This is a genomic window from Acinetobacter genomosp. 15BJ (genome assembly GCF_000400715.1).
Taxonomy (GTDB): Bacteria; Pseudomonadota; Gammaproteobacteria; order Pseudomonadales; family Moraxellaceae; genus Acinetobacter.
This window is the reverse complement of record NZ_KE007347.1, coordinates 249,186-268,374: the sequence shown is the minus strand read 5'-3', so window position 1 is coordinate 268,374 and position 19,189 is coordinate 249,186. Positions and strand designations below refer to the sequence as shown.

21 protein-coding genes and 2 tRNA genes are annotated in these 19,189 nt (G+C 39.2%); 9 read left to right on the top strand and 14 right to left on the bottom strand.

Features of this window, described 5'->3' with window-relative positions:
- Nucleotides 1–398: 398 nt before the first annotated feature.
- Entirely contained in the window at nucleotides 399–1,442 is a 1,044-nt protein-coding gene (gene astA / locus F896_RS12715) for an arginine N-succinyltransferase (protein ID WP_016163186.1), read from the bottom strand.
- A 388-nt stretch (nucleotides 1,443–1,830) separates the two neighbouring features.
- The gene (locus F896_RS12720; protein ID WP_016163185.1) at nucleotides 1,831–2,724 is read right to left on the bottom strand and encodes a LysR family transcriptional regulator; all 894 of its coding nucleotides are present in this window, start codon (nucleotides 2,722–2,724) and stop codon (nucleotides 1,831–1,833) included.
- 249 nt (nucleotides 2,725–2,973) lie between these two features.
- Here F896_RS12720 and F896_RS12725 point away from each other — a divergent pair, with 249 nt between their 5' ends.
- A complete protein-coding gene (locus F896_RS12725) occupies nucleotides 2,974–4,338 on the top strand; it encodes a hypothetical protein (RefSeq protein WP_016163184.1) in 1,365 nt (454 codons plus the stop codon).
- 81 nt (nucleotides 4,339–4,419) lie between these two features.
- Entirely contained in the window at nucleotides 4,420–5,613 is a 1,194-nt protein-coding gene (locus F896_RS12730; protein WP_016163183.1) for an OmpP1/FadL family transporter, read from the top strand.
- A 44-nt stretch (nucleotides 5,614–5,657) separates the two neighbouring features.
- Here the strand turns inward: F896_RS12730 and F896_RS12735 are convergent.
- The 4 genes from F896_RS12735 to F896_RS12750 all read right to left on the bottom strand — a co-directional run bounded on the left by F896_RS12735 (nucleotide 5,658) and on the right by F896_RS12750 (nucleotide 8,293).
- Nucleotides 5,658–5,731, bottom strand: a tRNA-Trp gene (locus F896_RS12735).
- A gap of 68 nt (nucleotides 5,732–5,799) precedes the next feature.
- Nucleotides 5,800–5,884 (bottom strand) — tRNA-Leu (locus F896_RS12740).
- Nucleotides 5,885–6,000: 116 nt separating this feature from the next.
- Nucleotides 6,001–6,810, bottom strand: a complete 810-nt coding sequence (locus F896_RS12745) for a protein kinase domain-containing protein (protein WP_016163182.1) — start codon at nucleotides 6,808–6,810, stop codon at nucleotides 6,001–6,003.
- Nucleotides 6,785–8,293: a DUF3336 domain-containing protein gene (locus F896_RS12750; RefSeq protein ID WP_016163181.1), complete on the bottom strand. Its 1,509-nt coding sequence runs from the start codon at nucleotides 8,291–8,293 to the stop codon at nucleotides 6,785–6,787. Before F896_RS12750 ends, F896_RS12745 begins: the two co-directional genes overlap by 26 nt.
- Nucleotides 8,294–8,467: 174 nt before the next feature.
- Here F896_RS12750 and F896_RS12755 point away from each other — a divergent pair, with 174 nt between their 5' ends.
- Both F896_RS12755 and F896_RS12760 read left to right on the top strand, forming a co-directional pair.
- Nucleotides 8,468–9,358, top strand: a complete 891-nt coding sequence (locus F896_RS12755) for an ATP-binding protein (RefSeq protein ID WP_016163180.1) — start codon at nucleotides 8,468–8,470, stop codon at nucleotides 9,356–9,358.
- A gap of 101 nt (nucleotides 9,359–9,459) precedes the next feature.
- A complete protein-coding gene (locus F896_RS12760; RefSeq protein ID WP_016163179.1) occupies nucleotides 9,460–10,560 on the top strand; it encodes a DUF6670 family protein in 1,101 nt (366 codons plus the stop codon).
- 82 nt (nucleotides 10,561–10,642) lie between these two features.
- On the opposite strand, the gene F896_RS12765 is transcribed toward F896_RS12760, so the two are convergent.
- Nucleotides 10,643–11,203, bottom strand: coding sequence for a TetR/AcrR family transcriptional regulator (locus tag F896_RS12765; RefSeq protein ID WP_016163178.1), 561 nt, complete (start codon nucleotides 11,201–11,203; stop codon nucleotides 10,643–10,645).
- Between the two features lie 91 nt (nucleotides 11,204–11,294).
- On the opposite strand from F896_RS12765, the gene F896_RS12770 reads away from it, so the two are divergent.
- From F896_RS12770 to F896_RS12780, 3 genes are all read left to right on the top strand, one after another.
- Nucleotides 11,295–11,837 (top strand): HPP family protein, encoded by a 543-nt coding sequence (locus F896_RS12770; RefSeq protein WP_004808313.1) that lies wholly within the window; start codon nucleotides 11,295–11,297, stop codon nucleotides 11,835–11,837.
- A 145-nt stretch (nucleotides 11,838–11,982) separates the two neighbouring features.
- Nucleotides 11,983–12,561: a TetR/AcrR family transcriptional regulator gene (locus F896_RS12775; RefSeq protein ID WP_016163177.1), complete on the top strand. Its 579-nt coding sequence runs from the start codon at nucleotides 11,983–11,985 to the stop codon at nucleotides 12,559–12,561.
- Nucleotides 12,558–13,484 carry a DMT family transporter gene (locus F896_RS12780; protein ID WP_016163176.1) on the top strand — a complete coding sequence of 309 codons (927 nt, stop codon included), beginning with the start codon at nucleotides 12,558–12,560 and terminating at the stop codon, nucleotides 13,482–13,484. The genes F896_RS12775 and F896_RS12780 overlap by 4 nt, the downstream gene beginning before the upstream one ends.
- 8 nt (nucleotides 13,485–13,492) lie before the next feature.
- On the opposite strand, the gene F896_RS12785 is transcribed toward F896_RS12780, so the two are convergent.
- The 3 genes from F896_RS12785 to tsaD form a co-directional block, all read right to left on the bottom strand.
- Entirely contained in the window at nucleotides 13,493–13,816 is a 324-nt protein-coding gene (locus F896_RS12785) for a hypothetical protein (protein WP_016163175.1), read from the bottom strand.
- Between the two features lie 126 nt (nucleotides 13,817–13,942).
- Complete coding sequence (locus F896_RS12790; protein WP_016163174.1) at nucleotides 13,943–14,446, bottom strand: hypothetical protein; 504 nt, start codon at nucleotides 14,444–14,446, stop codon at nucleotides 13,943–13,945.
- A gap of 175 nt (nucleotides 14,447–14,621) precedes the next feature.
- A complete protein-coding gene (gene tsaD, locus F896_RS12795) occupies nucleotides 14,622–15,629 on the bottom strand; it encodes a tRNA (adenosine(37)-N6)-threonylcarbamoyltransferase complex transferase subunit TsaD (RefSeq protein ID WP_016163173.1) in 1,008 nt (335 codons plus the stop codon).
- A gap of 145 nt (nucleotides 15,630–15,774) precedes the next feature.
- Between tsaD and rpsU the strand changes: the two genes are divergently transcribed.
- Both rpsU and F896_RS12805 read left to right on the top strand, forming a co-directional pair.
- Nucleotides 15,775–15,990, top strand: a complete 216-nt coding sequence (rpsU, locus tag F896_RS12800) for a 30S ribosomal protein S21 (RefSeq protein WP_004652785.1) — start codon at nucleotides 15,775–15,777, stop codon at nucleotides 15,988–15,990.
- A gap of 29 nt (nucleotides 15,991–16,019) precedes the next feature.
- Nucleotides 16,020–16,466 carry a GatB/YqeY domain-containing protein gene (locus F896_RS12805; RefSeq protein ID WP_005295570.1) on the top strand — a complete coding sequence of 149 codons (447 nt, stop codon included), beginning with the start codon at nucleotides 16,020–16,022 and terminating at the stop codon, nucleotides 16,464–16,466.
- A gap of 80 nt (nucleotides 16,467–16,546) precedes the next feature.
- Here the strand turns inward: F896_RS12805 and F896_RS12810 are convergent, their stop codons facing one another.
- The 4 genes from F896_RS12810 to F896_RS12825 are packed head-to-tail and all read right to left on the bottom strand — an operon-like array spanning nucleotide 16,547 to nucleotide 19,124.
- A complete protein-coding gene (locus tag F896_RS12810; protein WP_016163172.1) occupies nucleotides 16,547–16,954 on the bottom strand; it encodes a hypothetical protein in 408 nt (135 codons plus the stop codon).
- Nucleotides 16,932–17,291, bottom strand: a complete 360-nt coding sequence (locus F896_RS12815; protein ID WP_016163171.1) for a hypothetical protein — start codon at nucleotides 17,289–17,291, stop codon at nucleotides 16,932–16,934. Before F896_RS12815 ends, F896_RS12810 begins: the two co-directional genes overlap by 23 nt.
- 40 nt (nucleotides 17,292–17,331) lie before the next feature.
- The gene (locus tag F896_RS12820) at nucleotides 17,332–17,697 is read right to left on the bottom strand and encodes a GFA family protein (RefSeq protein WP_016163170.1); all 366 of its coding nucleotides are present in this window, start codon (nucleotides 17,695–17,697) and stop codon (nucleotides 17,332–17,334) included.
- 29 nt (nucleotides 17,698–17,726) lie between these two features.
- Complete coding sequence (locus tag F896_RS12825) at nucleotides 17,727–19,124, bottom strand: M48 family metalloprotease (protein ID WP_228130618.1); 1,398 nt, start codon at nucleotides 19,122–19,124, stop codon at nucleotides 17,727–17,729.
- Nucleotides 19,125–19,189 lie beyond the last annotated feature (65 nt).

The window sequence follows — 19,189 nt, the reverse complement described above, 5'->3', positions numbered from 1 at the left end:
ATTTTTAAAATGCTTTAATTTTAAAGTTCCATTTTTCTAAAAATTATCTTGAAATTAATAGTTTAAATAATCCACCTCATCTATAAGTTGTTCTCATTAGATCCCTTTTCTGCGCGCTAAAATCTATTTTTAATGATCAAAAGTATTTTAGCCGCAAGCATCATATCTCATCCCCAAATGAGTTGAAGATAATGCTTTTTCACTTTCGTTTAATTAATATCCAATTAACATGAAATATACCCTATTATCACAATCTCATTCCATCTTGGAAATATATGAATATCGATAATAGTAAAAAATTATGCATCGATATAAATAAAAAATATGGCTAAAAAATACAGTATAAGTGTTGTTAATTAAGATCTAAATCTGTGGATTTTCTACTGATACATAGTCCATCAGCGCTTGTTCTGATTTGCAATATTGATATTGAGCAAACGCACCGATGCGCCCTCTTTCACATGTAACTGATGGGCTTGCTCTGTAGTCAATGTCACTTGGTTTTGATCTGGCTGACTATAGATCAGAATGGCGCGATAATTTTCATAATCATCATTGGCAACAATATAAGGTTCATCACCAAGAATAATGAGATCAGATTGCTCTATATGGGCGGTTAACACATGGCTATCTTTGATGGCTCTGAGATTTTCGATATCAGCCTGTAAGGTAGCACCTGCATCAAAGATATCGACATAACCCTTATAACGCAGTCCTTCTTCAATCAAAAGGTTATACGCGGGTACGGTATTAGGATGAACTGTTCCAATCACAGCCTTCGCTTCATCAGGCAACATATCGACATAAAGTGGATGCCGTGGCATGAGTTCCGCAATAAAGGCTTTTTTGCCTGTACCGCTTAGATAATCTGCTTTGGTAAATTCGATATCGAAGAATTTATGACCGACTGCATCCCAAAATGGTGAACGGCCATTTTCATCAGAAAATCCGCGCATCTCAGCCACAATGGTTTCTTCAAAATACTGTCTAAACGCTGATAAGAACAAAAACCGAACCTTAGACAAAAACTTGCCATTCTTATTTAAACGATAATCTGGATCTAAAAATAAAGTACATAACTCACTACAGTTGGTGTGGTTATTACTCAGATATAAGGTCGGCAATGATTTATAAACATTCAAAGGTTCGGAAGAATGAACTTGTGTGCCGATATGAAAATTATACCAAGGCTCTTTTAGGCCTAGGGCAACCTCGATTCCACAGACACCAACCACTTTATGCAGTGAGGTATCTTCCAGCACAAATAAATAGCCCTGCTCCGACTTATCCAACTTCCCTTCGACCGTTTTAATCGCCCGATCAATCCGTGCAGCCAGTATTTCCATATCTGGTTGCAAAGAAGTCAAACCAAAGCCTGCTTTTTGTGCCAAGTGGTAAAGATCATGAATATCTTTTTGTTTGATATAACGAACCAGCATCATGTCTATTCCCCCTTGTTCTCAATCACAACAAACGAGACACAGGCTTCGCTGATTGTGCTCTTGAGTAAGACATCTAATTCATTCTTTCTATGCTGAACCATGCACAATACTGACATTTGTTATTCCTTAATTCTTAAATTTTTCCCTAGCATCAGCTCATTGATGACCGAGCTGGCTTTATTTATGTAAGTCTTCTTATGACTTCTTTCATCAAGCTGAAATCTAAATTCAATAATCTAAATTGATAAACAGCTAAGCTGATTACTCTATTATTCAAAAACTAATTGGCACAAAAAATTTTAAATTAAGCAAAAAATGAGCTGTTTTTTAGCATTTTATTTATTGACAGTGACAATATGAAAAAATTAGGAATGGGTCTAAAGTAAAATTAAGTATTCTTCAGTTCAAACCATTCCCGAATCATATCTAAAAATAGTTTCATTCCGATCGAGTGAATGCTAATCGATTTATAAACAGCACATGCATGCCATGAAAAAGCAGGATTTTGATAATTTAAGACCGTGATATCCCGTTCCCTTCGTAATGACTGAAATAAATGGCTTGGTGCAGCCGTAATTGCATCACTATGCATGACATGATGAATCAATAAATCGTAGTCATTCACAGTTAAGCAAATTCGTGGTGAGTGCCCCGTATGCGTTTGAGCTTTTAACCTCTGTTTTGAAATTCGCGGTAAAGCAAATGGATAGTCCAGAAGATGATCAAATGCCAAATGTTGAATTTCAAGTAAGGGATGTCCCGTACGAACGATAAAGTTAATCGGGTCTTGAAACAGCGAAACTGAAATCAAATCATCAGCAAGATCAACATACTCTGTACTTACAATCCCTAAATCTAGAATGCCACTTTCTATTTTTTCAATAATATTCTTGGGGTTATCAACATATAAATGGACTTCAATTTCAGGATATTGCTTTGAAAATAAAGGAATCACATCTTTCATCAATGCATGAATAATGACAGGCCCTGTCCCGATGTGTATTTCTCCAACTTGACCACTCGAAAGAAGTTTAATCTCCTTATGCAAGGTATCTAGCTGCTGCAAAATTTGTGGGGCTTGTTTTAGAATATGTTCGGTATATAAAGTCGGTTTAACGCCTTTACTGGTTCGCTCAAACAAAGTCACACCCAAGTCATGTTCTAATTTTTTAATACTGTTGGTTAACGATGGCTGAGTCATACAAAGTGATTCAGCTGCTTGATTGATCGTTCCAATTTCAGTTAACGCCATAATTTGCTGAAGATGTCTTGGTTTAATCATTTCTCATCCCTGAATATTTTATTGTGATTCATAAATATATTAAAAAAGCACTTCCATTCGCCTTTGCCTAAAAATATACCTTAATTTTATTATTTTAGATGCTATTGGGTATATCTAAAAACTATAACTTCCATACAAAAAATCCATTACACAATATAAATCAAACTTCCTATGCTGCTTCTAGATTAAGCACCTTTAATCCGTTCTGTTTCAATTCAGAAATTAAAGTCATACAAGCAAGGATGTAAAATGAAACACACTTTAATTCCGCTACTGATCAGCAGCGTCGTGATTTCCACCTCGTTTGCAACACCAGCACAAGAAACCACAGCTCATGCGACTCCTCAAACACTCGAGGCTATTCCAGGTCCACGCTCTTGTTTTTGGGCTCGTGGTCCTGTCAGCGCTGATCCATATATCAATATCGCCTACCCAGATGCCAATGTTTATTATTGGGCTGGTACTTTCACCATCCCTCAAGGAGCTAGCCTTAAACTCAAAGGTGAGTTTCCACGTTCACGTTATATGTCTTTTATTAGTTATGACGAAGCTGGAAAACCCGTTGAATCCGTTGCAGACTATTTAATCAAGCCAAATAATAACTCTGGCAATCCCTACGTTTATGGGCATCAACGTAATCCATCACAACGCGAGTACAGCTTAAACGTATCTACTATCCCTGTGACAGCACAACGCAAAGTTGGCCAATTGAGTCAGCCACAAAGTGTCCATCAACTCTATGCGCCAGCTTACGGCAAAAATCAGCAGATGATTTTATATCGAATCTACTTACCTGATAACGGACAAAGCGTCACAGGAGGCGTCAGTTTACCTACACCTCAATTAACGCTTGCAGATGGTCGTGTTTTAGAGGGTGATCAAGCCTGCGCACAACTCAAAACCAATCAGCCATTACAACTTACTTCTGCTGCAGTCAGTATTCCTTCTAATCAATATCGCCAGTTGATCCATCAAGTAGGAAAGCCAGATACATGGCCAGCACAGAATCCTGCACAATGGTTTATTCAACTTGATCGAGAAAGCCTTTTAGGAATCTTTACGGGCAAGATCAATGAACAAGCAAGACGCTCTGAAGGTGGATTTTATCCAAACTTAGATAATCAATACATCAGAACGGTTGTGAATAGAAAATATGGTAAGGTCTTTGTCCTTCGCGGAAAAGCACCTACTGTTTCTAAGACCTTCAACAATAAAGGGCTTTTGACACAGGGCGATTTGCGTTATTGGTCAATCTGTTCAAATCAAGGTTTTGCCAATACACGTGTCAATGATTGCTTATTTGATGAAGAAATTCCGGTTGATCAAAATGGTTATTACACTGTTGTTGTAAGTCGAGTCGCTGACCGTCCACGTAATGCAAAACCAGAATGTGGTATCGGTTGGTTACCTATGGCAGAAGATGGAGATGGTGCTGTTGACCCTGATATGACCATTGTCCAGATCAGACACATGCTTGCATCAAACAGTTTTAAAAACACCATTGCCAATGTCGAACAACAAAAAGATTTAGCTTCAGTGATGGGAGAATACCTACCAAAAACCAACTACCTAATGCCAAATCAAGTTGAAATTTTTAATCCCTGCTTTAAATAACAATCAAACGATCCATACAACACCCAAGAACATAATAAAAACTTGCGTGTTGTATGCCCCAAAAGGAATTTGGAGGCTCCAATGTATTCACGCATCAGACATCACACCTTATCGGCTTTAGTCACAACACCATTTATCATTAGTACTGGGTACAGCGCAGGCCTTGATCGCTCTGGGCAATCCATTACTGATTTTTTTCAAAATGGAACCTATGCATCCCTCTCCTATAATTATTCTATGCCAGATGTGAGTGGGCAAGATAAAGGATTGAGTAGCCAAGGCAAACCCAATGACATTCCTAATATTAGCGCCAATAATAGCGCTTTACGTGGCAGCATAAAAACAGATTTAAATGAAAAAATAAGTCTAGGGCTCATTTATGATCAACCTTTCAATATTAACCTTCAACATCGCGGGCACAGCGACTTTGTTTCTCAATTTGAAAATAAACCCGCTGAAGGAACTCAAGCCAAACTAGACAGCCATAATTTGACAGGGCTTATTGGTTTGAATATCAATAGAAATTTAAGTGTGTACGCAGGTCCTGCCTTAGAAGAAATTGAAGGTAATATCAAACTTCGTGGGCAAATTTATAGGGGTACAGCCAATTACAATGCCGAACTGCACTCTGATTATGCAATGGGTTGGGTAACGGGATTCAGTCTGAAAGAACCCGAAATTGGGCTAAAAGCAGCACTGACTTATCGCTCAGAGATAAAACATAAAACACATACCACAGAGCAGTTTTCAGCATTAAGTAATGATCTCTACACGCTGCCTGTCAGATTTACTTCGCCAGAATCGGTAAATTTTGATTTTCAAACAGGTCTAAGTAAACAAACCTTACTCAGTGCCAATATTCGCTGGGTACCATGGAAAGACTTTGAGTTTAAACCCGCCAAATTGGCAGAGCGAACTGCTCCAGCCAGTCCAGATAAAACAGGATTTCCTCTACTCAGTTATGAAGAAGATCAGTGGTCAGCACAAATTGGAATCGCGCAGAAACTTACTGATAAATTTTCAATTTCAACGTCTGTCAGTTGGGATTCTGGTCTTGGTGATCTAGCTAATGCACTTGGACCAGTCAATGGTTACTGGGGTTTCGGGCTCGGATTCCAATATACTTTTCTACCCAACTGGGCAGTTTCACTTGGCGGAAGATATTTATGGCTTGGAGATGCTCAAGCACAACGTCAGAATGGTGATTTAGTTGGAAGCTTTAGCGATAATCACAGTACGCTTCTAGGTTTAAAATTGGCATACCAAAAGAAATAGACCATAAAAAAGCCCTTGTTTTCACAAGGGCTTTTTTATTTATTTGGCAGAGGATCAAGGACTCGAACCTTGACGAACGGTTTTGGAGACCGTCATGCTACCATTACACCAATCCTCTATAACCACATGATTAAACTCTATTTCGTTTAATCATAAAAAAAGCAAGATACTCTTGCTTTTTAAATATGGTGGGGGCGAAGAGACTCGAACTCTTACACCTTGCGGCGCTGGAACCTAAATCCAGTGCGTCTACCAATTTCGCCACGCCCCCGATGGGTATGCATATTAGTGAGAAACCTACTCTCTGACAAGTCTTTCTATTAAAAAAACCATTCAAATGAACAGATAATATTCAAATCACACATTTATGTTTACTTTTACAACATATCAAGTCCGTTTTAGGCAATCTTTTACCTCTAAAACTGAATTAAAGCGTTGTTTAATATGCTTTTGCGTGAGGCCATTAAGTAAAGGATAAAAACCTTCACAGCCCTTTGGAAGTTGAATGTGTAGTTGTTGGCAATGCAATACTGCCCAATCGTGATAAGTACTCGCCTTTAATCGAGATTGAGTGAGCCATTCATACACAATAATCCCCAAGGCATACAAATCACTTTGAATGCTTTTCCCTACCCCCTGAAAAAGCTCTGGTGCCATATAATGTGGTGTTGCATCTAAAGTATGAATCGGATGCCCTATCCGAAAAGATTGCTCAAAATCAATCAGCCGACATGAGTTTTCATAGAAACGGAAATGTTCTGCTTTCAAATCACCATGCACCCACCCGAATTGGTGCAATGCATCCAGTGCATCTAAGGCCAAAAATATCTTTTGTTTGATCTGTTCAATATTCTCAAAAATAGGAGCTTCAGCAAAAAACTCATGTGCATCAGCTGTAATCATCCCTATTCCATCCTGATCTAATTCATTTATAAGATGACGCAATGGAATAATTTGGAAGGGTAATAAAAACTGTTGTTCTTGCTGCTGATAATGCTGATAAAAAGCTAACTCTCGTTGGAAAGCCTGTGCCAAAACAGGCTGATCATTGGTATTATGGAATTTCAGCCAATACCGTTGCTGATCAACTTGAAAGGTATAAACACGGCGCCCAAAGGTATAACTTTGCGCTTTGGTCACTAAGTTTAAATCGTTAAGTTGAATCTTTGGACTAGAGATCCACGTAGTAAAACTCATTCTGCTGCTTTTCTTCCTGCTTCCGCAACGATATTAGACAATGCTCAATGGTTTTTCCAATTCGTGCATGTATTTCAATAGATGCAATTTTCGGCCATGTGGCACGCTCACCTTCTTGCTGCAAGATTTTAAATAGCTTTGGCCGTGGGTTTTTTAGCATATAGCTATAATGTCTGAGTCCATATTTGGCAATAATATTGACGTCACCATAATAACGTTGCCCCAAAATGCCATAACCGTGATCCAGTACACGACGAATCGGGAAGAAACTACCCATATGACTGCGTGTTAAATCCATGACTTCCATTGCAATCGCTTTGCCTTGACGGCGAACAATTCGTTCAGGCCAACTAAGTACATCTCTACGGAAGCGTTCGGTATCACTTTGCATAAACGGTACGATGTGCGGATTAACCTGACTGGCGATGGTGTAATTAATATTATATAGCCGAGCCATCTTTTCCTGCGGAAAATCACTGCGCATACTGCCATCCACCCATTTGGTATTGGCGAGATATGGCGTATGTTGGCCATCATAACGCTTACTGGTCAGATGCACAGGTGGAAATAACACAGGTACCGCACAAGAAGCCAATACTGCACTCCACACCAATACATTTGGTGCAGTCAATGCATTCATAATACGTGGATTTTGGGCTGTGTTATACGGTGCAATCACAATATTAATATGACGTTTGGATTGTTTATAAGCTTCTGCAAACGTGACATCACCCAAGTTCTGCATCAGAAACTTTTTCAAATACATCACATCGGCAATACCACCATTCGCCCGCAATAATTCAGTTACTTTCCTAAATTTAAAGGCATCACTAAAAAAATGTTCCCCTTGCAGCAATTCAGGAACTTGATCTGGCGTAGAAACACCTAACATTCCAGTCATGATTGCCCCTGCACTTGAACCCGATAAAACTTGAGGCATCAAATCTTGTTCTATTAGCGCTTTACACACCCCTGTATGAAATAAACCTAGCGTTGCACCTCCAGAAAACATCACAGCCGGTTGACCATACGCCTTTTGACATTCTTCAAAAAACTGGATTTTTTCTTTTAGTTGAAAGGTAATACATTCACTCGAAGCCAAGTAGCGTAGACAGTCACTCATTTCCTCAACATAGTTTTCGATGATTTTTTTAGTACCAATATAGGTCTGTGCAAACAACATCGGATGCCCAATATTGGCAAAGTCATAAGACAAGCCTTCTCTTAACACATAGATCAGATCTAAAGTCCGATGCTGCATACGATATTTTTTTAATAAGTTATAGCGTTTAGATAAAATTTCCGCATCATAATAAGGCGACTCATTGTCATATTTCCATGCTTCATGCCCTGATTCTTCATCCAGTTTAAGTGCAATTTCTTTCCATTCGGTATAAGAACTGGCATGTCGTAAGCGTTCTTGCAACACATCAACTCTATGTGTCTGATATGTATTCTTTTTCTCTTGAACTCTATTGAACATTCGCGATCCTGATTTTCAGCTTATTTTTTATATTCTTGCACCTATACAATGCAAAAAGCAGCCACAACAATCAAGGGTAAAATCGATTTATTTCGATATTTCTGATGATATTTTCTTTATTTCGGTAATAGCAGTGATAGTATCCCTATTCATCATTGAGTTTGGTTTATATGTATGGCTATCCTTGATTTACCCGAATCTATTCTTCAATCTTTATCGAGTGTTTTAACACAGCTTCAGCAAGTTCTCCCTGCACCAAAGCAACCAACTGACTTTTCAGCAATCGCATTCCGTTGGGAAAATCAGCAGCTGGTCGCCATACAACAACCTAAAAAAATGCATTTGGAAGACTTAAAAGGCATTGAACGACAAAAAGACAAAATCATTCAAAACACCTTACAGTTCCTGAATGGTCTGCCTGCCAATGATGTCTTACTGACAGGTTCTCGTGGTACTGGAAAATCATCGATTGTACGTGCGCTCCTCACCGAGTACTCCGCTCAAGGCTTACGTTTAATTGAAATTGAGCGTGATGATTTATCTGATTTACCCAAAATTCAAAAGCTGATTGAACATCGTCCTGAAAAATTCATCGTTTATTGCGATGATCTGGCCTTCAATGCCGAAGATGAAAATTATCGTAGTTTAAAAAGCGTTTTAGATGGTTCACTGCAATCTGGCTCAAGCAATTTTATTATCTATGCAACCAGTAACCGCCGTCATTTACTGCCTGAGTTTATGCACGAAAATACGCCTGTACGTAAGGTGGATGTACCGCAATACACCGAGTTACATCCGCAAGAAGCAATTGAAGAAAAAATTTCGCTCTCGGATCGGTTTGGCATGTGGCTCTCCTTCTATCCAATGGATCAACAATTGTATTTACAAATTGTAGAGCACTACATTGCGAAAGCAGGCTTGGAATATAACGATCTAGTTCGTGGTGAAAGTCTGAAGTGGTGCCAAGCCCGTGGTCAGCGTTCTGGACGTGCAGCCTATCAGTTCTCAAAGCACTGGATTGGCTCGCAAAATCTAGAAAAATTGTCGAACAAAGCCTCTGCATAAATGTCCTGAAAAGCTGTAGCTTTGTCCTTATTTCCGCTTAGCATTGGCAATTGTTTCTCATAATCTAGCTGTCACAGCATGGATTGAGTTTAGGAAACAAGATGAAGAAACAATTGCCACCGACATCCCTGACCAGCAAAATTTTGGGTAAAAGCCTGTTATTGGCACAAGGTACGCTTGATAAAGCCGTAAAATATTCAACAACACCCTTTTCAGAACCAGACATCATTCGCCCACGTACTGATGGTAATTTTTATACGTGGACACATTATGGAATTTTCTTTCCTCTGCTTCCTGAGCCACATCGTTATTTAAATATTATGATCTTACTGGGAACACCAGGAGCACTTGCATTTGACCATGATGATATTACTTTAGGTGACCCAAGAAAGACTGCAACATTTTTCTCCAGCACTGCGGCGCTAGATGAACATCTATTAAAAGCCTATATCATTCCAGAACAGACCAATATTCAAGATAATGGAACAAGCATTGAGCTGGGTGAAGAAGTCTCTATTCAAGGAACTCTACCAAATATTCATCTCAAAGGTGCCTATCACGGACTCAACTTCGAATTTGATTTAGATGTCACCGATAAAATCTCATGGTTTATTAAAACCCCGATTTACGATCATTTTAGTTTATTGGCAAACTTCAAAGGTCAGCTTGAGTATCAAGGGAAAGTCACGCCTGCCGAAGGCTTATGTACCTATGAATATGCTCGCGCTACAGGTGCACATGGCGTGGTGAAAAAGCTGTTGCCTGAACCATATAAATTACCACTCGATTTCTTTACCTACCAAATTATCAATTTGACGGATACCACACAATTATTACTCACCAAAGCTGATATTTTGGGCCAACCAGCAGCCTATACATTGCATGTACGTCATACCGATAAGCCTGCTGAAGTCTACACCAATGTCGAATTCAAGGTGATTGCACATCAAGTTGATGATTATGTTTCGCCAAGTGGTAAGAAAATGCGCTTACCGCAATTATTCTCTTGGTCTGTCAAGGATGATGCTGATCAGAAAATTTTAGATATCACAGCAGAAATTGATAGTCCATTCCGTTATGGTCATGGCATTGGTTATGCCAGTGCTTATACCTTCACAGGTGAATATTTAAATGCCCCTGTTCAAGGTCGTGGTTATATCGAATATGTAGATGTAGAAGATCAGAATGCATTTAAGGATTAAATGAACTGAACACGTTGATGAGTCTTTGCTGAAACTTCAAAGACTCATCAAGCCAAACAAGCTCATCATTTCCTTTTACGATCTAGTTCCTCGGAGCGTTCAAAGTATCAATCATTTGGTTCACTGAATCCTTAATCTCCGCTGCCACCTTTGCATCATAGCCTTCGACCAAAAAGCGGCTAATGAGCCCTTCAATCAAGGTATAAGTCACCTCAATCAACATCTCAGCCTTTGGATAAGTGTGCAAATATTCTGTGATTAAGTTTCTAATCCAAACTTTGTGTTCTTTTGACACGGAGATAATGTCTTGATCGCCCAAATGTGACTCAGCTACAGCTCTGACGAATAAACATCCTTTAAAGTTATCTTCTTGAAACCATAATAAGTGCCAATCGATCAACCTGTTCAATGCCTCTCGTCCTGTTGCCTCCGCCACATAATCCAATAAACGCTGCCTAAACTTTTCATCACGTGCTTCTAAGACCGACTTCACCAATTGATTTTTATTTTTGAAATAGGTGTACATCGTGGTTTTTGAGCAGCCAGATTCATCTCGAATAAGGTCAACTCCGACCCCAACAAAACTATTTTCATAAAATAATTTTTCTGCGGTATGCAAAATTTTATCAGCAGACTTTGACATAAAGATTTACTCATTCAAAATAGTACAGATCTGTACTATTTATAATTTTAGTTCTATTATCGCTATAAAGCAACCCAGTCGTGAGATCACCATGTTATCTTTATTCAACGGTAGAGAACATCTTGCTCCCTTACCCCAATCCATTGATATTATAAGAAGTTTAATTGGCGGCACATTAAGCATCTTGATCTTAATCCTGCTCAGTAAATTCACCCACAATCTATTTATCATGGCTCCTTTTGGCGCAACCTGTGTGATCTTATATGCCGTATCGCAATCTCCTTTGGCTCAACCTCGCAATGTAATTTTGGGACATTTTGTCTCGGCTTTTATTGGCTTACTATTTCTTAAAGTTTTTGGTACATCCGCTTTGAGCATTGCTCTGTCTGTCGGTTGTGCCATCGCAGCCATGCAACTTCTGCGTTGTGTTCATCCACCTGCTGGGGCAAATCCATTGGTGATTTTGCTAACCGCCAATACCATTCAATACCACTGGAGTTTCTTATTCTTCCCTGTGTTATTAGGCTCAATTGCACTCGTCATGGTGGCGTGGCTGGTCAACAATCTAAAATCCGAGAAGAAATGGCCTGTGTATGGATTGGCTTTTATCCACAGTAAGAAAAATATTGAATAACTTATCTATCGATTAAAGCGCAATGTCAGCGTTTTAATCGATGACATGCTGTTCATCAGAATTCAATGAAATTCCAATTTTTCCTTGCAAATAATTTACTTTCCCATAGAATTAGGTAGATCGGTATACATAAATATATTTTCTTATGAACTCGAAATCAGCAAAACAAAAAATCCTAGATGCAGCATCCACCCTGTTCTATAACGATGGCATTAGCAATACAGGGATCAATAGCATTACAGAGAAAGCCAATGTCGCCAAAATGTCTTTGTACAATAATTTTGCCACCAAATCAGACTTGATCACTTGTTATATCGAAGCCCGTCATCAAGAATGGCTAGATTTATATGAAAAAAGAAAAGCTCAAATCCAAACACCAGTCGATGGTATTTTGGCAGTTTTTGATGCCTATCAAGATCATGCCGAATTTGCTTATGAAAAAGGTTTTCGTGGTTGTGGTCTACTCAATGCAGCAGCTGAATTCCCAGCACATAGTCCTGAACGTTTGGCTGTTAAACAGCATAAAGATGAAATTGAAGCGATTTTAGCGGGTCATTTACAGCAACTCAGTACCAACCCACAACGAGTCAAAGAACAAGCACTACTGCTTTCATTTATCTTAGAAGGTTCTATTGCCCGTGCCGGTTTAGAAAGTTCAAGTGACAAAGTATTTGCTGCAAAACAAATGGTTCAGAACCTATTAGAACAAGAGGTTTCAAAGTGAGTAGCACCTCTTTTAGCCTCAGTGCTCATTCTGGTTTTATTGCAGTCCTCATTGCCTCTATTTTATGGGGAACGACAGGCACAGCCGCCTCTTATGCCCCAAATTTAAGTCCTTTAGCGATTGGTGCAATCGCAATGGGTGGCGGTGGTTTATTACAAGCCCTATTGGCCCATAAAAATATCCGCAGTCATTTACCTCAAATTCGCTCTTATTATCCATTATTGTTGATTGGTATGGTCTCGGTTGCGATTTATCCACTGGCTTTCTATTCGTCGATGCGAATGGCGGGGATTACCATTGGTACAGTGGTTTCAATTGGTTCAGCCCCTTTATTTACTGCATTACTGGAAAAGTTCTTTGATAAAAAAGCACTCTCTAAAAAGTGGTTTATTAGCTTTATCTTTGGTGTGGCTGGTGTCTTATTGCTATCTATAGGGGAATCACATTCCCAAGGATCAGCACAGACTATTGCAACAGATCAGAAAACTATTGGCATTATTCTTGGATTGATCGCTGCCCTAACCTATTCTTTATATTCTTGGGCTGCCAAAAAGATGATTGATCGTGGAGTCGACTCAAAGGCCTCCATGGGATTAATTTTTGGCTTCGGTGCTTTAATCTTACTACCTACATTATTTTTTACAGGTTCAAACCTGTTTGATGAGCCTGTGAATTTGTATGTTGTCGGTTATATGATGCTGATTCCAATGTTTCTCGGTTATCTGTTATTTGGTTATGCCTTGAAAACCATTTCAGCAAGTACCGCGACCACTCTTACCTTATTTGAACCACTTGTTGCCGCCTTGTTTGCTGTTTTATTAGTCGGTGAGCAATTAGCACCTATTGGTTGGGTTGGCATGGCATTAATTTTTGTTTGTCTAGCAGTATTGTCTAAAGCAGATCGTTCACAACAACTGACCTAGCAATTTGTCTAAGTCATTAAAATCAAAAGTAGCAACATTCCCGCTACAAAGCTAAAAGCGATGATTTTCCCGTTAAAACTTAATGCCTCTTTGGCTAATTTTTTAATGGGTTCTTCTTTCTTCAATCCAATGATCGACAAAATGACGCCAATAAAATTACAGATTACCGAGATAATTAATGCCAAGAAAAAGAATAAATGGATTGGTGGCATCTCACAGATCCGATCAGGAACACAGGGAATACTTAAAACATAAATAGAAAACACTGCTGCCGCAGCAATAATAATTATACTTAACCATGCAGCTATCGTTGCTGCTTTAACCGACCACATTATTTTGCCTTTTTTATTAATTCATTATTGAAAATACAAACTAAAATTTGATACTAACCCACAATGATTCATTATCATTGATGCAGAGAAATCAATTTTCTCTGCATCAATGATAGAGCTTAAATATCAATACTCTCTAGCTAATTTTTCCAATGTCGTGAGCATTTTTCTCACCACACTTCTTTTATGATGCAACATATTCTTAATGTTGCTTGGATTGAAACCTGTCAATTTTGCAATACCACGACTGGTCATGTATTCACCAGTTTTCGCAAAGTGCTTTTCACTTAACTCAGTTTTCGCATTTGAGAATCGAACTGCCAGCTTATAATCACTAAACTCAGACCATGCACCTGTCTTATATTCGTCTGCATCAAAGCTACTCTTCTGCTGAGTAGGTTTTTCTCGAAGAATATTACTCAAGCGATTAATAACAATCTTTTCTTCACTTTTCTCAATTATTTGATAAAGTTCAGTTTCTTCAAAAGGACGCCCTAAAGCGATATCTTTTCTATATTGTTCAACCACCTTTTCTTTTGACTCGACTTTTTTCTCACCTTGTTGAGTGAGGCAGAGAATCTTAAATAAAGACTCTAATCGGCCACATGTAAAAATATAAGAAATTTTCAACTTTTGTACTCCACAATGAGTTTTAGCTCATCAAAAATAAATAATTTAACAAGATAGCAGTGACTCTAAACTGTCACCGCTAGCCTGCATAAAAATGAATGATCTGATTTTTAAATAAAATAATAATGAGGATTGGCTTTAAGCATAGCACCCAAACAAAATTACGAGTTACCTCTTAGGTCGGTTGTAACTCAGTCATTGGCCATCTTGGTGTTGTCGTTACCGCCAAACCATCATGTTGCCCAGCTTTTAAACGCTGATATCCAGCAAAAGCAATCATGGCGCCATTGTCCGTACACAATGCGGGTTCGGCATAATAAACTTGAGCTTTGATCTTTGCCAGTGAAGTTTCTAATTGTTCACGCAAACGTAGATTAGCACTAACACCACCGGCAATCACCAAACGTTTTAAACCCGTTTGTTTTAAAGCTTTCACTGATTTTTTAGCGAGCGTATCGACAACAGCCTCTTGGAAAGATGCAGCTACATCGGCATCACGATTTTCTTCACCTAACTTTTTCAGTTGTACTGAAACTGCTGTTTTAAGACCACTAAAAGAAAAATCCAACCCTTGATGCAAGATTGGTCGCGGGAATTCAAATGCTTTGGCATCACCTTGTAAGGCTAACTTCGCAATATTTGGACCACCTGGATAAGGCAGTTTCATCATTTTTGCGACTTTATCAAAGGCTTCGCCCGCTGCATCGTCAATCGATTCACCGAGCAATTCATATTGACCGATCCCATAGGCTGCCATTAATTGGGTATGCCCACCTGAAACCAGTAACGCTACAAACGGAAATTCCGGTGGAGTTTCCGAAAGTAATGGTGCAAGCATATGACCTTCCATATGGTGCACACCAATCGCAGGCTTATTAAATGCGAAGGCTAAACTGCGGCCAAATAAAGCACCTGTCATCAATGCCCCCATCAGTCCTGGACCACGGGTATAAGCCACTGCATCAATCTCTTGCTTTTTGACGCCACTTTGCTCAAGCAGTTGATTAATCAAAGGAATCATTTTACGAACATGATCACGTGAAGCCAATTCAGGAACGACGCCACCATATTCTGCATGTAATTTGATCTGGCTATATAGAACCTGTCCACGTAAGCCGAGCTCGCTATCATAGAGTGCTAACCCAGTTTCATCACACGAAGTTTCTAAGCCCAAAACAATCATTAAACTGCCTTTACAACGATCAAAAGTAATATCAGAGCTATTATAGACTTGTGATCTGAGTTGTAAATGAGTAAAATACTGACCTTCACTTGCGATCTAGTGCAATAGTGCGTTAGATCTTATCCATCATCTTAGAGGATTTTACATGCCACAAGTTAAGTTGAAAGAAGGCGAACCAGTAGACGTAGCTATCCGTCGTTTCAAACGTTCATGCGAAAAAGCTGGTGTTTTAGCTGACGTTCGTAAGCGCGAATTCTATGAGAAACCAACTCAAGAACGTAAGCGCAAAAAAGCTGCTGCAGTTAAGCGTTATCAAAAGAAATTGACTCGCGAATCTGTACGTACTACTCGCCTTTACTAATTAATTTGTGATTGACTGCTGAAAATACTATGAATACTTTAAAAAACCAGATTACTGACGTATTAAAAAACTCAATGCGTGCCAAAGATATGGCAACAGTAACGGTTCTTCGTGGTGTACAGGCAGCAATTAAGCAAATCGAAGTCGATGAGCGCATTGAGCTTGACGATGCTCAGGTTCTTGCGGTCATTGAAAAGCAAATTAAACAACGTAAAGAATCGATCAAGGCCTTTTCTGGCGCTGGTCGAGATGATTTAGCTAGTAAGGAACAAGCCGAAGTTGAGGTTATTTCTCAATTTCTACCAGCCGCTATGACTGAGGAAGAACTTGATTCCATCATTGAGCAAACGATTGCTGCTCAAGAAGCTACTAGCATGAAAGATATGGGTAAGGTGATGAATTCTCTACGTCCGATCATAGCCGGGCGTGCCGATCCTGCACAAGTATCTGCTAAAATTAAAGCAAAATTAAGCTAAGCCAAAATTTTAACGCATACGTTTGTATTAGCTCAAAATACTTCTCTGTGTCTTGCTATATCTATTATAGATCAGCAAGTTTAAGTAGACTGATAAATAAGATCTGAAGAATATGCGTATATTTCGCCTTCTTCTACGCTGTCCATACTATAATACAAAATTAAATTTCCCAACTCTGAAGATACGACTCCAATCGCTTTTTCTATATGACATTCACCTAAAGCTACATATATTCTGACATCACTATATCCAAGTAGACAATTATTTTGGTAAACAATCGCTTCAATCTTAAAATCTATTTCATCTATACAACTCTTATTTGTGACTTTTTCGCCCACATCATCATAATTTAAAACGATAGTTTTTGCTTTTGATTCTTTTAAGAAACCCACTAAGTGGCCTCTTGCATCTTTAAATACAATTTCTTCTGTAAAAATATTTTCAAGCTGTTCAGATATCGTCATATTATTTAAAATCACACTGAACATTATATTTCGCAAGCATTTGCATTTCTTTTGATTCAACCACTTGCTTGATTAAATCTTGCTTGGTCATACTGGCGTATTGCGGTGGTAGTGATGAGCGATTTTGTTCAATCGCATCTGACATATCCTGAATATAACGCTGATTAATCTGACAATACTTTGCTTGCTGCTCAGGTGTAAATTGTGACGTTTGTGGATTTAAACTCCGTAAAAAACTGCGAATATCCTGCGCATATACGCCACGAATTTTGTCCACTGAGTTTGCATATTGCTCAATCGATGCTGCCGAGCTGATCCCCACACTGCTGATCGCAAAAATAAAAACTAAAATTTTCTTCATAAATGTTCTAACTTCTCAGCGATTACTTACGCTCGTCATCTTATCTTAATTCAATAAACTTTGGTTTATGCTCCAGGAAAAATTCTTCCTTCGGTGCGGGTATATCACCTTCTGTCACAGTGCCTAGGCGTAAACGAATTACATCAGGCAAATCCTTTCGATAAGAATAGAGTGGGCTTGCACAATTCTGACAAAATACACGCGCCTTGTTGGGTGTATGAAAATATTCTTTAAGTTGCTCTTTCCCAGAAATCAGCTCAAATTTGCTTTGCTCAATCGGACTATTCCACCCTGCAATTGAACCTTGTGCCTGTTGGCAATGGCTGCAATAACATAAAATGCTGTTTTCAATTTCTCCATGATATTGATACTTCACAGCACCACACAAACATTGCCCTTGAATCATGTGTCTTCCTTGAATTGTTTTAATCGGAATTAGAGTCGCATACGGCGCTCATCTTGCATCTGTTTTAAACGCGAGTCAATCTTAGCTGACATGGCTAGATTGCCTTTCGCCAACCGTTGTGCATGTAACATCGACTTAATCGCATTTTCTTCATAACCCGACCAATACTCTGCCTCTGCACGATAACCCAATACATTGACTGCCTGTAATGGTGAGCTCTTATCTAAATTGGTGGCTTGCTGCAGCAGTTGCCAACCTTCAATATCACGCTGGTTTTTATGGATAAAGCGCTGTACCAAGGCTTGTGCTTGCGCAACTTGCCCTTGGCGAATCTGAACTTCCGCTAACTTATAAGATAAGGCTCTATTCTCCGGCATGGTCTTTTGAATCGGATTAATTGTGGCATAGGCCTGATCGAACTTATTTTGTCCCAAATAAATATCGGTTTGAATCAAAGGAATCAGCACATGATTTTTAAGTTTCGGCTTCACTAAGTCCAGATTGGCTTGTGCCTGTGCATAGTCACCTTGTTCTAGATAAAACTTACTCAATGCCAATTGAGCTGCAGTATTCTTTTGATTAGCCAATGACTGCAATTGGATTTCAGTGGCCTGATTTGAAATCACCAAAGTGTAGAGTTTTAAAATTTCAAAATCGAGATCATAAATTTTTGATTTCACTTTGGGTAATTGATTAGCGCGCAAACGGGCTTCGCTCATCCGCTCAGTGGTTAAAGGATGGGTAAACCAAAAGTCTGGCAAAAAGCTGACCCGACTGGTGGCACGATGCATGGTTTCAAAATAATCTGCCATACTCTGTGGATTATAACCTGCAGCATACATAAACTGCATCCCGATACGATCCGCTTCACGTTCCTGATTACGACTATAACTCAACTGCTTATCCATCAATGCCGCTTGAGTCCCCATCATGACCGCTGCACCCGCATTGCCATCGGCTTGAGATGCAATGGCTGCACCAACAAGAATCCCTGCCAATGCAAGCAAGCCCTGCCCCTTAAATGCTTCTTGAGAACGGCTATAGTGACGTTGTGATACGTGTGCAATCTCATGTGCCATGACCCCTGCAATCTCATCCAGATTCTTAGCAGAAGTAATCAAACCAGTATTCAAGGCAAATAAACCACCAGGCACAGCAAAGGCATTAATTTGAGGATCTTTGATAATCACCAAGCCAATCGGTTGACCAAGTTGGGTCTGACTTAAAATACCTGAAAAAACCTGAAAAAACTGATCTTCCAACCATGCATCTTGCACCGTTGGCATTTGACGATGCACTTCACGGTACACTTTTTCACCGATAAATTTTTCTTTTTGTTGATCGAGTAAACCTATACCGCTGCCAATTTCAGGCACTTCTGTTTGCCCAGCACTATGCGTAGGCAAAAAAACCTCAGTGTGACTCAGTTGAGTTGTGGCGAAAAGGCCACAGGCGAGCAGGAACGATCTCAAGTGGTTTCTCTATGATTTTA

Bases quoted from the DNA above. Each gene is read 5' to 3' on its own strand.
- F896_RS12760 (WP_016163179.1), top strand. From the start codon at position 9,460: ATGAAGAAACAATTGCCACCGACATCCCTGACCAGCAAAATTTTGGGT.
- F896_RS12775 (WP_016163177.1), top strand. From the start codon at position 11,983: ATGAACTCGAAATCAGCAAAACAAAAAATCCTAGATGCAGCATCCACC.
- F896_RS12765 (WP_016163178.1), bottom strand. From the start codon at position 11,203: ATGTCAAAGTCTGCTGATAAAATTTTGCATACCGCAGAAAAATTATTT.
- rpsU (WP_004652785.1), top strand. From the start codon at position 15,775: ATGCCACAAGTTAAGTTGAAAGAAGGCGAACCAGTAGACGTAGCTATC.
- F896_RS12750 (WP_016163181.1), bottom strand. From the start codon at position 8,293: ATGTTCAATAGAGTTCAAGAGAAAAAGAATACATATCAGACACATAGA.
- F896_RS12805 (WP_005295570.1), top strand. From the start codon at position 16,020: ATGAATACTTTAAAAAACCAGATTACTGACGTATTAAAAAACTCAATG.
- F896_RS12725 (WP_016163184.1), top strand. From the start codon at position 2,974: ATGAAACACACTTTAATTCCGCTACTGATCAGCAGCGTCGTGATTTCC.
- F896_RS12745 (WP_016163182.1), bottom strand. From the start codon at position 6,810: ATGAGTTTTACTACGTGGATCTCTAGTCCAAAGATTCAACTTAACGAT.
- F896_RS12815 (WP_016163171.1), bottom strand. From the start codon at position 17,291: ATGAAGAAAATTTTAGTTTTTATTTTTGCGATCAGCAGTGTGGGGATC.
- tsaD (WP_016163173.1), bottom strand. From the start codon at position 15,629: ATGATTGTTTTGGGCTTAGAAACTTCGTGTGATGAAACTGGGTTAGCA.
- F896_RS12720 (WP_016163185.1), bottom strand. From the start codon at position 2,724: ATGATTAAACCAAGACATCTTCAGCAAATTATGGCGTTAACTGAAATT.
- astA (WP_016163186.1), bottom strand. From the start codon at position 1,442: ATGATGCTGGTTCGTTATATCAAACAAAAAGATATTCATGATCTTTAC.
- F896_RS12810 (WP_016163172.1), bottom strand. From the start codon at position 16,954: ATGTTCAGTGTGATTTTAAATAATATGACGATATCTGAACAGCTTGAA.
- F896_RS12755 (WP_016163180.1), top strand. From the start codon at position 8,468: ATGGCTATCCTTGATTTACCCGAATCTATTCTTCAATCTTTATCGAGT.
- F896_RS12730 (WP_016163183.1), top strand. From the start codon at position 4,420: ATGTATTCACGCATCAGACATCACACCTTATCGGCTTTAGTCACAACA.
- F896_RS12770 (WP_004808313.1), top strand. From the start codon at position 11,295: ATGTTATCTTTATTCAACGGTAGAGAACATCTTGCTCCCTTACCCCAA.
- F896_RS12785 (WP_016163175.1), bottom strand. From the start codon at position 13,816: ATGTGGTCGGTTAAAGCAGCAACGATAGCTGCATGGTTAAGTATAATT.
- F896_RS12820 (WP_016163170.1), bottom strand. From the start codon at position 17,697: ATGATTCAAGGGCAATGTTTGTGTGGTGCTGTGAAGTATCAATATCAT.